This is a genomic window from Pseudomonas sp. S2_H10 (assembly GCF_054668285.1).
Genome location: NZ_CP162754.1, coordinates 4,625,650 through 4,638,761 on the forward strand (window position 1 = coordinate 4,625,650; position 13,112 = coordinate 4,638,761).

A 13,112-nucleotide genomic window follows, 5' to 3' on the forward strand; every position below is an offset into this window, starting at 1 on the left:
GTCATGCAGTTGATTGAACATTCAGACTCGCCGCGCTACATCCGCCTGCACGAGCGGGATAACGTAGTGATCGTGGTCAACGATCAGGGCGTACCGGCCGGTACCGAATTTTCGGACGGCCTGGTCACCGTGGACTTCGTGCCACAGAGCCACAAGGTCACCCTGGAAGACATTCCCGAGGGTGGCCAGGTGATTCGTTACGGGCAGGTCATTGGTTATGCCCTGCAGCCGATTCCCCGCGGCAGCTGGGTCAAGGAAGATCAACTGCGCATGCCTACCGCACCGCCGCTGGACAGCCTGCCGCTGTCCACCGATGTGCCAGCCGCGCAGGCACCGCTGGAAGGCTTCACCTTCGAGGGTTATCGCAATGCCGACGGCACCGTCGGTACGCGCAACATTCTCGGCATCACCACTACTGTGCAATGCGTGACCGGGGTGCTGGATCATGCGGTCAAGCGCATCAAGGACGAATTGCTGCCCAAGTACCCGCACGTCGATGACGTGGTGGCGCTGACCCACAGCTACGGCTGCGGTGTGGCCATCACCGCCACCGATGCGTATATCCCGATCCGCACCGTGCGCAATCTGGCGCGCAACCCGAACCTGGGCGGCGAAGCGCTGGTGATCAGCTTGGGCTGCGAGAAATTGCAGGCCGGGCAGGTGATGCATGAGAACGACAGCTCGGTGGATCTCAGCGAGCCATGGCTGTACCGCTTGCAGGACTCCAGCCACGGCTTCACCGAGATGATCGAGCAGATCATGGCGCTGGCCGAAACCCGTTTGAAGAAGCTCGATCAACGCCGTCGGGAAACCGTGCCGGCGTCCGAGCTGATCCTCGGCATGCAGTGCGGCGGTAGTGATGCGTTTTCCGGCATCACCGCCAACCCGGCACTCGGATATGCCTCGGACCTGCTGTTGCGGGCCGGTGCGACGGTGATGTTCTCCGAAGTCACCGAAGTGCGCGATGCCATTTATCTGCTGACCTCCCGCGCGGAAAACCAGGACGTCGCCCAGGAACTGGTGCGGGAAATGGACTGGTACGATCGCTATCTGGCCAAAGGTGAAGCGGATCGCAGTGCCAACACCACGCCTGGCAACAAGAAGGGCGGGTTGTCGAACATTGTCGAGAAGTCCCTGGGCTCGATCGTCAAGTCCGGCAGCAGCGCGATCAATGGCGTGCTTGGCCCTGGCGAGCGTTTCAAGCGTAAAGGCCTGATCTTCTGCGCGACCCCGGCCAGCGACTTTGTCTGCGGAACGCTGCAATTGGCGGCGGGGATGAACCTGCACGTGTTCACCACCGGTCGCGGTACGCCTTACGGGCTGGCCATGGCACCGGTGGTGAAGGTTTCGACCCGGACCGAACTGGCGCAGCGCTGGCCGGACTTGATCGACATCGATGCCGGGCGCATTGCCACCGGGCGCGCATCGATCGAGGAGCTGGGTTGGGAGCTGTTCCACTTCTATCTGGATGTGGCCAGCGGCAAGAAACAGACGTGGGCCGAGCAGCACAAGCTGCATAACGACATCACCCTGTTCAACCCGGCGCCGATCACGTAAGACCGCGTCGTCTGCATCGCTGGCAAGCCAGCTCCCACAGGGATCTTCTGCGTTGCATGAAACGCAATGACACCGAGGATCCTGTGGGAGCGGGCTTGCCCGCGATAGCGGTATACCAGACGGCGATGTCCTCAGTGGCTTATCATTAGGCACCTAACGACGCCCACCAAGGTTACCCCCGGCATGCTGGCAATTTTCCTCGAAACCCTGAACATCACCGCACCGGTGTTCGCCATGCTGTTTCTCGGGGTGTTGCTCAAACGCATCGACTGGATCAACGACAACTTCATCCACACCGCGTCGGCACTGGTGTTCAACGTCACCATGCCGGCGTTGCTGTTTCTGGGCATCCTGCACGCCGACCTGCACGCGGCGTTGCAGCCGGCGCTGCTGATTTATTTCTCTCTCGCGACCCTGGTGTGCTTTGCCATTGCCTGGGGCTGGGCAATCTGGAAGTGCCCGCGCGAAGATCGCGGAATCTACACCCAGGGCGCCTTTCGCGGTAACAACGGGGTCATCGGCCTGGCGCTGGCGGCAAGCATGTACGGCGACTACGGGATTTCCCTCGGGGCGATCCTGGCCGCGCTGGTGATCCTGTTCTACAACACCCTCTCGACCATCGTGCTGGCGGTGTACAGCCCGGTGATCAAGTCCGATCCGTGGAGCATCTGCAAAAGCGTGTTCAGCAACCCGCTGATCATCAGCGTGATTGCGGCCGCACCGTTCGCCTTATTCAAGATCGGCCTGCCGGGATGGCTGGAGACGTCCGGCCAGTATCTGGCGCAAACCACTTTGCCGCTGGCGTTGATCTGCATTGGCGGCACGCTGTCGCTGGCGGCGATGCGTAAAAGCGGTTCGATGGCGCTTAGTTCGAGCCTGGTGAAAATGCTCGGCCTGCCGATTCTGGCGACGCTCGGTGCGTGGCTGTGGGGTTTTCGTGGGGCGGAGCTGGGGATTCTGTTTCTGTACTTTGGCAGCCCGACCGCCGCGGCCAGTTTTGTCATGGCCCGGGCGGCCGATGGCAATCATGAACTGGCGGCGGCGATCATCGTGATCACCACGCTGATGGCGGCGGTCACCACCAACATCGGGATCTTCCTGTTGCAGTGGGGTGGGTGGATCTAGTCGGCTTTCTGATAGCTGTCGATCACTTCCTGCGCCGCCCGAAACGCATCGATCGCCGCCGGCACACCGGCATACACCGCACAATGCAGCAGCGCCTCGCGAATCTCATCCACAGTGCAGCCGTTGTTCAGCGCGCCGCGCACATGGCCTTTCAGTTCCTGCGGGCACTTGAGTGCAGTCAGGGCGGCGAGGGTGATCAGGCTGCGGGTTTTCAATGGCAGGCCTTCGCGATTCCACACGCCGCCCCAGGCGTGCTCGTTGACGAAATCCTGCAGCGGCTGGGTGAACTCGGTGGCATTGCCCAGTGCGCGGTCGACGAAGGCGTCGCCCATCACTTGGCGACGGACTTCAACGCCGGATTTTTTATTCTCGGTCATGGGACTTCCTTTTTATGGTGTTGGCGACGCCAGGCGCGTAGCGACGTGAACAGCAAAAATGCCACCAGCGCCGGCAGGACGAAAAACAGCATCAAGTGTTCGAGCTTGCCGGCCAGTGGCATGCCGGTGGTGAACGACACCACGTGCAGCCCATACGCCAGGTACAAACCCAGGAACAGCAGGCCTTCGGCGCGGGTCACCCGGTAGCCGGTGTAGAACAGCGGCAGGCACAGTATCGCGACGCCGAGCATCACCGGCAGGTCGAAATCCAGGGCGTTGGGCGACACCGACAGCGGCGACGGCGCCACCAGCGCAGTAAAGCCGAGCACGCCCAGGAGGTTGAACAGGTTGCTGCCAATCACGTTGCCCACGGCGATATCACGCTCGCCGCGTATTGCCGCGATCAACGAAGTGGCGAGTTCGGGCAGTGAGGTGCTGACGGCGACGATGGTCAGGCCGATGATCCGTTCCGACAGCCCAAGGTCGGTGGCAACCGCAACGGCGGCACCCAGCAACAAGTGCCCGGCGTACACCAGCATCGCCAACCCGGCGACGATCATCAGCAGGCTGCTCAGCCATGGCGCCTCGCCGTGGTGGTCGTGGCTCGAAACCGGCCGTCCCGAATGCCGTGACTGACGCAGCAGCAAGCCCAGGTAAACGGCCAGTGCGGTCAGCAGCATCACACCGTCGGCGCGGGTCAGCTCTTCATTCCAGGCGAGTACGAACACCAGCAGGCTGGCGCCGATCATCAACGGAATATCCAGGCGCACCAGTTGCCGGGAAACCCGCAAAGGAATGATCAGCGCCGACAACCCGAGCGTGACGAGAATGTTGAAAATGCTGCTGCCGATCACGCTGCCGACGGCGATGTCGGCGTTGTGCGCCAGGGTCGCTTGCAGGCTGACCGCCATCTGCGGTGCACTGCTGCCGAGGGCGACGATGGTCAGACCGATGATCAGGGGCCGTATGTGCAGTCGCGCGGCAATGCGTACGGCGGCGCGCACCATCAATTCGGCGCCGACAATCAGCAGGAGCAATCCGCTGAGCAATTCGATCAGGTTGATCAGGGGTAAATCGGCTAATCCGAAAATGGTCGGGGCTCCATCGGTCAGTCGTCGAGGGCTTGTACGCGAACCCGCGCGGTGCCGCTGCGCAGCATGCCCAGGCGCTCGGCGGCTTCTTTGGACAGGTCGATCAGGCGGCCACGGGTGTGTGGCCCGCGATCATTGATGCGTACCACGCAGGATTTGTCGTTGTTCAGATTGGTGACCTTCACCCGTGTACCAAAGGGTAGCTGGCGATGGGCGGCGGTCATGGAATTCATGTTGAAACGCTCGCCGTTGGCGGTGCGTTTGCCTTGGTGTTTGGCGCCGTAGTACGAAGCTACGCCGGTTTTGTCGTAGCCGTGCGGATCGACGGTGTCGGTGCTGGCGCAACCGGCCAGGAGCGAGAGAAGGGCGCAGGCGCCGAGTAGACGTTTCATTCGAAGGTTTCCCGAAACAATTGTGGGAGCGAGCCTGCTCGCGATAGCGTTCTGACAGTCAACTCATCGTTGAGTGCCGGACCGCCATCGCGAGCAAGCTCGCTCCCACAGGGGGTAGAGCCAGACTTCAAAACTGGCTCCATCCTCATCAGCCTTCGAGCTTGCTTTTGAGCAGTTCGTTGACCTGTTGCGGGTTGGCCTTGCCTTTGGAGGCTTTCATGGCCTGGCCGACGAAGAAGCCGAACATCTTGCCGCGCTTGGCTTCGTCTGCCGCGCGGTATTGCTCGACCTGCTCGGCGTTGGCCGCGAGCATTTCGTCCAGCACCGCCGAGATGGCGCCGGTGTCGGTCACTTGCTTGAGGCCGCGCTTGTCGATGATCTCGTCCGCGCTGCCTTCACCGTTGGCCATCGCTTCAAACACCACCTTGGCGATCTTGCCGGAGATGGTGTTGTCCTTGATGCGCAGCAGCATGCCGCCCAGAAGTTCGGCGGAAACCGGCGACTCTTCGATATCCAGGCCTTGTTTGTTGAGCAGGCTGCCCAACTCGACCATCACCCAGTTCGCCGCCAGTTTGGCGTCGCCGCCGATGCTCGCGACTTTCTCGAAGTAATCCGCTTGCTCGCGGCTGGTGGCCAGGACGCTGGCGTCGTAGACCGACAGGCCGAACTGCTCCTGGAAACGCTCGCGTTTCTGCGGTGGCAATTCCGGCAGGGTGGCGCGCACGTCGTCGAGGAACGAGTTCTCGATGACGACAGGCAGCAGGTCCGGATCGGGGAAGTAACGGTAGTCGTTGGCTTCCTCTTTGCTGCGCATCGGACGGGTTTCGTCCTTGTTCGGATCGTACAGGCGGGTCTGCTGGATCACCTTGCCGCCGTCTTCGATCAATTCGATCTGACGCTGGATTTCGCTGTTGATCGCCTTCTCGATGAAGCGGAACGAGTTGACGTTCTTGATCTCGCAGCGGGTGCCGAATTCGACCTGGCCTTTCGGACGGATCGACACGTTGCAGTCGCAACGCAGCGAGCCTTCGGCCATGTTGCCGTCGCAGATACCCAGGTAGCGCACCAGTGCGTGGATGGTCTTGACGTAGGCCACGGCTTCCTTGGCGCTGCGCATGTCCGGCTCGGAAACGATTTCCAGCAGCGGCGTGCCGGCACGGTTCAGGTCGATGCCGGTGGCACCGTTGAACTCTTCGTGCAGGCTTTTACCGGCGTCTTCTTCCAGGTGCGCACGGGTCACGCCGACACGTTTGATCGTGCCGTCTTCCATGGCGATGTCCAGGTGGCCCTTGCCGACGATCGGCAATTCCATCTGGCTGATCTGGTAGCCCTTGGGCAGGTCCGGGTAGAAATAGTTTTTACGGGCGAACACGTTGTGCTGGCCGATCTCGGCGTCAATCGCCAGGCCGAACATCACCGCCATGCGCACCGCTTCCTGGTTCAGCACCGGCAGCACGCCGGGCATGCCCAGGTCTACCAGGCTGGCCTGGGTGTTCGGCTCGGAACCGAAGGTGGTGGAACTACCGGAAAAGATTTTCGACCGGGTGGTGAGCTGGGTGTGAATCTCCAGCCCGATCACGACTTCCCATTGCATGTGTGTCTCCTCAGAAGCCGGTTGGGGTGCGGGTGTGCCAGTCAGTGTTCAACTGATACTGGTGGGCAACGTTCAACAGGCGACCTTCCTGGAAATACGGCGCGAGCAGTTGTACGCCGACCGGCAGGCCGTCGACAAAACCGGCCGGCATCGACAGGCCCGGCAGGCCGGCGAGGTTGGCGGTGATGGTGTAGACGTCTTCCAGGTACGCGGCAACCGGGTCGCTGTTCTTGGCGCCGAGCTTCCAGGCCGGGTTCGGCGTGGTTGGGCCGAGGATGATGTCGACCTCATTGAAGGCCGCCATGAAGTCGTTCTTGATCAAGCGACGAATCTTCTGCGCCTTCAGGTAGTAGGCGTCGTAGTAACCGGCGGACAGCGCATAGGCGCCGACCATGATCCGGCGTTGTACTTCCGGGCCGAAACCTTCGCCGCGGGAGCGTTTGTACAGGTCTTCGAGGTTTTTCGGATCTTCGCAGCGATAGCCGAAGCGCACGCCGTCGAAACGCGACAGGTTGGACGAAGCTTCTGCCGGGGCGATCACGTAGTACGCAGGAATCGCGTGCTGCATGTTCGGCAGGCTGATTTCCTTGATCACGGCGCCGAGCTTTTCCAGCGCCTTGACGCTGTTGTGGATCAACTCGGCGATGCGCGGGTCGAGGCCGGCGCTGAAGTACTCCTTCGGCACGCCGATGCGCAGGCCTTGCAGCGAGCCGTTGAGGCTGGCGCTGTAGTCCGGCACGGGTTCATCGATGCTGGTGGAGTCGTTCGGATCGAAGCCGGCCATACCTTGCAACAATATTGCGCAGTCTTCGGCCGTGCGTGCCATCGGGCCGCCCTGATCGAGGCTGGAGGCGTAAGCGATCATGCCCCAGCGCGAAACGCGACCGTACGTCGGTTTCAGGCCGGTCAGGTTGGTCAACGCAGCGGGCTGACGAATGGAGCCGCCCGTGTCGGTGCCGGTGGCCGCAGGCAACAGACGAGCGGCAACTGCCGCCGCCGAACCGCCGGACGAACCGCCCGGTACGTGTTCCAGGTTCCACGGGTTTTTGACCGCGCCGTAGTAGCTCGACTCGTTGGCCGAACCCATGGCGAATTCGTCCATGTTGGTCTTGCCCAGGGTCACGGCGCCGGCAGCGGTCAGCTTGGCGACCACGGTGGCGTCGTACGGCGCCTTGAAGTTGTCGAGCATCTTCGAGCCGCAGCTGGTGCGAATGCCCTGGGTGCAGAACAGGTCCTTGTGGGCGATCGGCGCGCCGAGCAGGGCACCGCTCTCACCATTGGCACGGCGGGCGTCAGCGGCTTTCGCCTGCGTCAGGGCCAGGTCTTCGGTGAGGCTGATGAAGCTGTTGAGCTGTGGATCGAGCTGGGCGATGCGCGCCAGCAGGACTTTGGTCAGCTCTTCGGAGGAAAACTTTTTATCGGCGAGTCCGCGGGCGATCTCGGCCAGAGTCAATTGATGCATTGCAGGCTCTTTCCCTTTAGTCGATGACTTTCGGAACCAGGTACAGGCCGTTTTCGACCGCTGGTGCGATGGACTGGTAGGCCTCGCGGTGATTGGTCTCGGTCACGACGTCTGCGCGCAGGCGCTGGCTGGCTTCCAGTGGGTGGGCCAGCGGTTCGATACCGTCGGTATTGACCGCCTGCATTTCGTCGACCAGCCCGAGAATGCTGTTGAGGGCCGAAGTGATGTGTGGAAGATCGGCATCATTGAGGCCAAGGCAGGCCAGATGAGCGATTTTTTCCACGTCGGAGCGTTCAAGCGCCATTGGGATTCTCCAGTGGAAAACAAAACGGACGGCGTCCGTGTGTTAGATTGTCGGAACACTACCGCACTTCTACGGTCATAAGGCCGCGATTGTGGGGCTTGGTGCACAGAAAAGCGGCCAATTTAACATATTGGCGCCTTGCCCAAAATCCCTGTCGTTGTTAGAGTTTGCCGCACTTTTTTACCCACGCGTTGCCTAGGGTCCCTTTCCCATGTTCAAGAAACTGCGTGGCATGTTTTCCAGCGATCTTTCCATTGACCTGGGCACTGCCAACACCCTTATTTACGTGCGCGAGCGCGGTATCGTCCTGAATGAGCCCTCCGTTGTGGCCATTCGGACACACGGTAACCAGAAAAGTGTCGTTGCTGTCGGCACCGAAGCCAAGCGCATGCTCGGCCGGACCCCGGGCAACATTGCTGCCATTCGTCCGATGAAGGACGGCGTGATCGCCGACTTCAGCGTCTGCGAAAAGATGCTGCAGTACTTCATCAACAAGGTTCACGAAAACAGCTTCCTGCAGCCTAGCCCTCGCGTGTTGATCTGCGTTCCATGCAAATCCACCCAGGTCGAGCGTCGTGCCATCCGTGAATCGGCCCTCGGTGCCGGTGCCCGTGAAGTGTTCCTGATCGAAGAGCCGATGGCCGCTGCGATCGGTGCCGGCCTGCCGGTTGAAGAAGCCCGCGGTTCGATGGTCGTGGATATCGGTGGTGGTACCACCGAAATCGCGCTGATCTCCCTGAACGGTGTGGTCTACGCCGAATCCGTGCGCGTTGGCGGCGACCGCTTCGACGAAGCGATCATCACCTATGTGCGTCGCAACTACGGCAGCCTGATCGGCGAATCCACCGCCGAGCGCATCAAGCAGGAAATCGGTACTGCCTACCCGGGCGGCGAAGTCCGCGAAGTCGACGTTCGTGGCCGTAACCTGGCTGAAGGCGTTCCACGCGCATTCACCCTGAACTCCAACGAAGTGCTGGAGGCTCTGCAAGAGTCCCTGGCGACCATCGTTCAGGCCGTGAAAAGCGCCCTGGAGCAATCGCCGCCGGAACTGGCATCCGACATCGCCGAGCGTGGCCTGGTGCTGACCGGTGGTGGCGCCCTGCTGCGTGACCTGGACAAATTGCTGGCCCAGGAAACCGGTCTGCCGGTGATCGTTGCCGAAGACCCGCTGACCTGCGTTGCTCGCGGCGGTGGCCGTGCATTGGAAATGATGGATAAACACACCATGGACCTGCTTTCCAGCGAATAAGTCGCCGGATTGCCTCTATGCTGTTGAGCGCGCAGGCGGCACTTTGCAGTGCTGCCTGTTCGCGTTTATCTTCTGTCAGTCTGCATCCAGGCCGGATTGCTGCCGTATGAAAAAACAGAACATTTGCCTGGGAGGAGCGGCTTATTAAACCGCTTTTCACCAAGGGCCCTTCACTGGGCGTGCGCCTGTTGGTGCTGGTCGTGCTATCGGTCGCGCTGATGGTGGTCGATGCCCGTTTCAGTCTGCTCAAGCCCGCACGCAGCCAGATGTCGCTGGTGCTGATGGACGCCTACTGGATCACCGACCTGCCCGGACGACTGTGGGAAGGCGTTGCCAGTCAGTTTGGCAGCCGGACCGAGCTCGTCGCCGAAAACGAAAAACTCAAAAGCGAAAACCTGCTGTTGCAGGGGCGCATGCAGAAGCTTGCCTCCCTGACCGAGCAGAACGTTCGGCTGCGCGAGTTGCTCAACTCTTCGGCCCTGGTCAATGAAAAGGTCGAAGTGGCCGAGTTGATCGGCATGGACCCCAACCCCTTCACCCATCGCATCATCATCAATAAAGGTGAGCGCGACGGCGTGGTCCTCGGCCAGCCGGTGCTCGATGCCCGTGGCCTGATGGGGCAGGTGGTGGAGCTGATGCCTTATACCTCCCGCGTTCTGCTGCTGACCGATTCCACGCACAGTATTCCCGTACAGGTAAACCGTAACGGTCTGCGGGCGATTGCCAGCGGTACCGGCAACCCGGAGCGCCTGGAGTTGCGTCACGTGGCTGACACCGCCGACATCAAGGAAGGCGACTTGCTCGTCAGCTCCGGTCTCGGTCAGCGTTTTCCGGCAGGCTACCCGGTAGCGACGGTCAAGGAAGTGATCCACGATTCCGGCCAGCCGTTCGCCATCGTCCGCGCGGTACCGACCGCTGCATTGAACCGCAGTCGCTACCTGTTGCTGGTGTTCAGCGACACCCGTACTCCGGAAGAGCGCGCCAACGACGCAGCCCAGGCTCAGGAAAGCCTGGACGCGCAGGGCGGTGGGCCGATCATTCCGGCGACTGTTCCGAAACTGGTCACCCCGGTAGTTCCCGCTGCATCGGCCGCCGTACCGGCGACGCCTGCCACGGCGGCGCCTGCGACCACTGCGCCAGCCAAGCCAGCCACCACGCCAGCCAAGCCTGCGGCCACGCATCCTGCGGCGGCTAAACCGCCGGCGGCGCAACCCGCTGCCGTGAAGCCTGCCGCCAAGCCGCCGGCCTCCGCGCCGGCCACTCCAGTGGGAAGAGAATAATGGGCGGTGTAAAAGCATCCCGAAACGGTTGGATGGTCTGGCTGACGTTTGCCGTCGGCCTGCTGCTCAGTGTTTCACCCTTGCCGCAATTCATGGAAATCCTGCGCCCGCTGTGGCTCGGCCTGCTGTTGGCATTCTGGGCGTTGAACCTGCCGCAGACCGTCGGGATGGTGACGGCGTTTTGCCTGGGGCTGGCTGAAGACGTGCTCTACGGTACCTTGCTGGGTCAGAACGCCTTGATCCTGACCCTCATCACCTATCTGGTCCTGGCGCTGCAGCAACGTCTGCGGATGTTCCCGATGTGGCAGCAGAGCCTGGTGATCCTGGTGATCTTCGGCCTCGCCCAGCTTGTGCAGCTCTGGCTCAGTGCCCTGACCGGCAATCGTCAGCCAACGCTGGCGCTGGTGTTGCCGGCACTGGTCAGCGCATTGCTCTGGCCCTGGATCAGTTTCGGTTTGCGCGGACTGCGTCGACGCTACAAAATCAATTGATTCGATAACGCATTAGACAGGGAGAGGTCTTGATGAAACGGTTGTACCTCGCCTCTGGCTCGCCGCGTCGGCGTGAACTGCTTACGCAGATCGGTGTTCCGTTCTCCGCCGTCAGTGCGGATATCGATGAAACTCCTTTGAACCTGGAATCCCCATCGGCGTATGTCGAGCGTCTGGCGCGCGGCAAGGCCGAGGCCGGGCGCCGCGTTGTCGTGTCTGCACAAGCGTACTGTGTGCTCGGCGCCGATACCGCCGTGGTGCTCGATGGAAAAATTCTCGGCAAACCGGTTGATCAAGCGGATGCCTGCGCCATGCTGATGATGTTGTCAGGGTGTGAGCATGAAGTCCTGACCGCGATTGCCGTGCTCGATGGCGAACATTGCGAGTCCCGGGTTGTCACCAGTCGCGTGCGTTTTCGTGATATCAGTCGTGATGAGGCCGCAGCCTACTGGGCCAGCGGCGAACCAAGGGACAAGGCGGGCGGTTATGGCATTCAGGGACTGGGTGCGGTGTTTGTCGCCGGGCTCGATGGAAGTTATTCAGCGGTGGTCGGACTGCCGCTTTGCGAAACCGCGGAACTGCTCGGCCATTTCGGCATACCCTGTTGGCAAACCCGGAACGCACACCAAGCAACGTTCTGAACAGATGCGGCCATTATCGTGAACATGCCTGAACGAGACCCTGCCATGAGTGAAGAGATCCTGATCAACATCACGCCGATGGAATCGCGCGTGGCGGTGGTTGAAAACGGTGTGCTGCAAGAGGTCCACGTCGAACGTACGCAAAAGCGCGGGATCGTCGGCAACATCTATAAAGGTAAGGTCGTGCGGGTATTGCCGGGGATGCAGGCGGCATTTGTCGATATCGGCCTGGATCGTGCTGCGTTCATTCATGCATCGGAAATTTCCCTGCGTGAAGGCCCGACGGTCGAGAGCATCAGTGCACTGGTGCACGAAGGCCAGAGCCTGGTGGTGCAAGTGACCAAGGACCCGATCGGTTCCAAGGGCGCACGGCTGACCACCCAGCTGTCGATTCCTTCGCGTTACCTGGTGTACATGCCACGCACCGCCCATGTCGGGATTTCCCTGAAGATCGAAGACGAAGCCGAGCGCGAACGACTCAAGCAAGTGGTCACCGATTGCGTGGCCAAGGAAGGGATCAAGGAAGCCGGCGGTTTCATCCTGCGCACCGCAGCCGAAGGCGCCGGTGCCGATGAAATCCTCATGGACATCCGCTATCTGCGCAGGCTCTGGGACCAGATCAACGCCCAGATCAAGACCATCAGCGCGCCCAGCGTGATCTACGAAGACCTCGGCCTGGCGCTGCGCACCCTGCGAGATCTGGTGAGCCCGAAGATCGAGAAGATCCGCATCGACTCCCGGGAAACCTTCCAGAAAACCACGCAATTCGTCGCCGAACTGATGCCCGAGATTGCCGACCGTCTGGAGCATTACCCGGGCGAGCGGCCGATTTTCGACCTGTATGGCGTCGAGGACGAAATCCAGAAGGCCCTCGAACGCAAGGTGCCGCTCAAGTCCGGCGGTTACCTGGTGGTCGATCCGGCGGAAGCCATGAGCACCATCGACGTCAACACCGGGGCGTTCGTCGGCCATCGCAACCTCGAAGAAACCATCTTCAAGACCAACCTCGAAGCCGCGACGGCCATCGCCCGCCAATTGCGCCTGCGCAACCTCGGGGGGATCATCATCATCGACTTCATCGACATGGAAGATGAAGAGCACCAGCGCCAGGTGCTGCGCACGCTCGAGAAGCAACTGGAGCGCGATCACGCCAAGACCAACATCATCGGTATCACCGAGCTGGGCCTGGTGCAGATGACCCGCAAGCGCACCCGCGAAAGCCTTGAACAAGTGTTGTGCGAGCCGTGCAACGCCTGTCAGGGACGCGGCAAGCTCAAGACACCGGAAACCGTTTGCTACGAAATCTTCCGCGAAATCCTCCGTGAGGCTCGCGCCTATCAGGCGGAAGGCTATCGTGTATTGGCAAACCAGAAAGTGGTGGACCGCTTGCTCGACGAAGAGTCGGGTAACGTCGCCGAGCTGGAAGGGTTTATCGGGCGCACCATCCGGTTCCAGGTGGAAACCATGTATTCCCAGGAACAATACGACGTGGTGCTGCTCTGAAGCGTTTGGTTTTGATTGTTCGAGAATGGCTGGCCTCAGCTTTTTG

At 61.2% G+C, this 13,112-nt stretch carries 13 protein-coding genes; 7 read left to right on the forward strand and 6 right to left on the reverse strand.

All coding sequences use genetic code 11. The features are described from left to right. Window positions 1–3: 3 nt before the first annotated feature. Together garD and AB4O16_RS20645 are read left to right on the forward strand one after the other, a co-directional pair. A complete protein-coding gene (garD, locus tag AB4O16_RS20640; RefSeq protein WP_160388099.1) occupies window positions 4–1,557 on the forward strand; it encodes a galactarate dehydratase in 1,554 nt (517 codons plus the stop codon). A gap of 183 nt (window positions 1,558–1,740) precedes the next feature. Further along, complete coding sequence (locus AB4O16_RS20645; protein WP_160388100.1) at window positions 1,741–2,682, forward strand: AEC family transporter; 942 nt, start codon at window positions 1,741–1,743, stop codon at window positions 2,680–2,682. Here the strand turns inward: AB4O16_RS20645 and AB4O16_RS20650 are convergent. From AB4O16_RS20650 to gatC, 6 genes are all read right to left on the reverse strand, one after another. After that, on the reverse strand, window positions 2,679–3,059 hold the full coding sequence (locus tag AB4O16_RS20650; RefSeq protein WP_160388101.1) for a carboxymuconolactone decarboxylase family protein: 381 nt from the start codon (window positions 3,057–3,059) through the stop codon (window positions 2,679–2,681). The two genes, AB4O16_RS20645 and AB4O16_RS20650, sit on opposite strands and share 4 nt — an antisense overlap. Continuing rightward, a complete protein-coding gene (locus AB4O16_RS20655) occupies window positions 3,056–4,117 on the reverse strand; it encodes a calcium/sodium antiporter (protein WP_460158082.1) in 1,062 nt (353 codons plus the stop codon). The genes AB4O16_RS20650 and AB4O16_RS20655 overlap by 4 nt, the downstream gene beginning before the upstream one ends. Window positions 4,118–4,167: 50 nt before the next feature. Next, a complete protein-coding gene (locus AB4O16_RS20660) occupies window positions 4,168–4,542 on the reverse strand; it encodes a septal ring lytic transglycosylase RlpA family protein (RefSeq protein WP_150812815.1) in 375 nt (124 codons plus the stop codon). A gap of 148 nt (window positions 4,543–4,690) precedes the next feature. Further along, window positions 4,691–6,136: an Asp-tRNA(Asn)/Glu-tRNA(Gln) amidotransferase subunit GatB gene (gene gatB, locus AB4O16_RS20665; RefSeq protein ID WP_160388102.1), complete on the reverse strand. Its 1,446-nt coding sequence runs from the start codon at window positions 6,134–6,136 to the stop codon at window positions 4,691–4,693. 10 nt (window positions 6,137–6,146) lie between these two features. Beyond that, window positions 6,147–7,598: an Asp-tRNA(Asn)/Glu-tRNA(Gln) amidotransferase subunit GatA gene (gene gatA, locus AB4O16_RS20670; RefSeq protein ID WP_460155689.1), complete on the reverse strand. Its 1,452-nt coding sequence runs from the start codon at window positions 7,596–7,598 to the stop codon at window positions 6,147–6,149. A 16-nt stretch (window positions 7,599–7,614) separates the two neighbouring features. Next, the gene (gene gatC, locus AB4O16_RS20675; protein ID WP_007901429.1) at window positions 7,615–7,902 is read right to left on the reverse strand and encodes an Asp-tRNA(Asn)/Glu-tRNA(Gln) amidotransferase subunit GatC; all 288 of its coding nucleotides are present in this window, start codon (window positions 7,900–7,902) and stop codon (window positions 7,615–7,617) included. A gap of 211 nt (window positions 7,903–8,113) precedes the next feature. Between gatC and mreB the strand changes: the two genes are divergently transcribed. The 5 genes from mreB to rng all read left to right on the forward strand — a co-directional run bounded on the left by mreB (window position 8,114) and on the right by rng (window position 13,066). Continuing rightward, window positions 8,114–9,151, forward strand: coding sequence for a rod shape-determining protein MreB (gene mreB / locus AB4O16_RS20680; RefSeq protein ID WP_002555108.1), 1,038 nt, complete (start codon window positions 8,114–8,116; stop codon window positions 9,149–9,151). 143 nt (window positions 9,152–9,294) lie between these two features. After that, window positions 9,295–10,431, forward strand: a complete 1,137-nt coding sequence (mreC, locus tag AB4O16_RS20685; protein ID WP_160388111.1) for a rod shape-determining protein MreC — start codon at window positions 9,295–9,297, stop codon at window positions 10,429–10,431. Then, window positions 10,431–10,922: a rod shape-determining protein MreD gene (mreD, locus tag AB4O16_RS20690; RefSeq protein ID WP_160388104.1), complete on the forward strand. Its 492-nt coding sequence runs from the start codon at window positions 10,431–10,433 to the stop codon at window positions 10,920–10,922. Before mreC ends, mreD begins: the two co-directional genes overlap by 1 nt. 32 nt (window positions 10,923–10,954) lie before the next feature. Further along, a complete protein-coding gene (locus AB4O16_RS20695; protein WP_460155690.1) occupies window positions 10,955–11,563 on the forward strand; it encodes a Maf family protein in 609 nt (202 codons plus the stop codon). Window positions 11,564–11,608: 45 nt separating this feature from the next. After that, window positions 11,609–13,066 carry a ribonuclease G gene (rng, locus tag AB4O16_RS20700; protein WP_160388106.1) on the forward strand — a complete coding sequence of 486 codons (1,458 nt, stop codon included), beginning with the start codon at window positions 11,609–11,611 and terminating at the stop codon, window positions 13,064–13,066. Window positions 13,067–13,112: the final 46 nt, after the last annotated feature.

Coding starts and splice junctions, on each gene's coding strand:
- garD (WP_160388099.1), top strand. CDS start 4: ATGCAGTTGATTGAACATTCAGACTCGCCGCGCTACATCCGCCTGCAC.
- AB4O16_RS20645 (WP_160388100.1), top strand. CDS start 1,741: ATGCTGGCAATTTTCCTCGAAACCCTGAACATCACCGCACCGGTGTTC.
- AB4O16_RS20650 (WP_160388101.1), bottom strand. CDS start 3,059: ATGACCGAGAATAAAAAATCCGGCGTTGAAGTCCGTCGCCAAGTGATG.
- AB4O16_RS20660 (WP_150812815.1), bottom strand. CDS start 4,542: ATGAAACGTCTACTCGGCGCCTGCGCCCTTCTCTCGCTCCTGGCCGGT.
- gatB (WP_160388102.1), bottom strand. CDS start 6,136: ATGCAATGGGAAGTCGTGATCGGGCTGGAGATTCACACCCAGCTCACC.
- gatA (WP_460155689.1), bottom strand. CDS start 7,598: ATGCATCAATTGACTCTGGCCGAGATCGCCCGCGGACTCGCCGATAAA.
- gatC (WP_007901429.1), bottom strand. CDS start 7,902: ATGGCGCTTGAACGCTCCGACGTGGAAAAAATCGCTCATCTGGCCTGC.
- mreB (WP_002555108.1), top strand. CDS start 8,114: ATGTTCAAGAAACTGCGTGGCATGTTTTCCAGCGATCTTTCCATTGAC.
- mreD (WP_160388104.1), top strand. CDS start 10,431: ATGGGCGGTGTAAAAGCATCCCGAAACGGTTGGATGGTCTGGCTGACG.
- AB4O16_RS20695 (WP_460155690.1), top strand. CDS start 10,955: ATGAAACGGTTGTACCTCGCCTCTGGCTCGCCGCGTCGGCGTGAACTG.
- rng (WP_160388106.1), top strand. CDS start 11,609: ATGAGTGAAGAGATCCTGATCAACATCACGCCGATGGAATCGCGCGTG.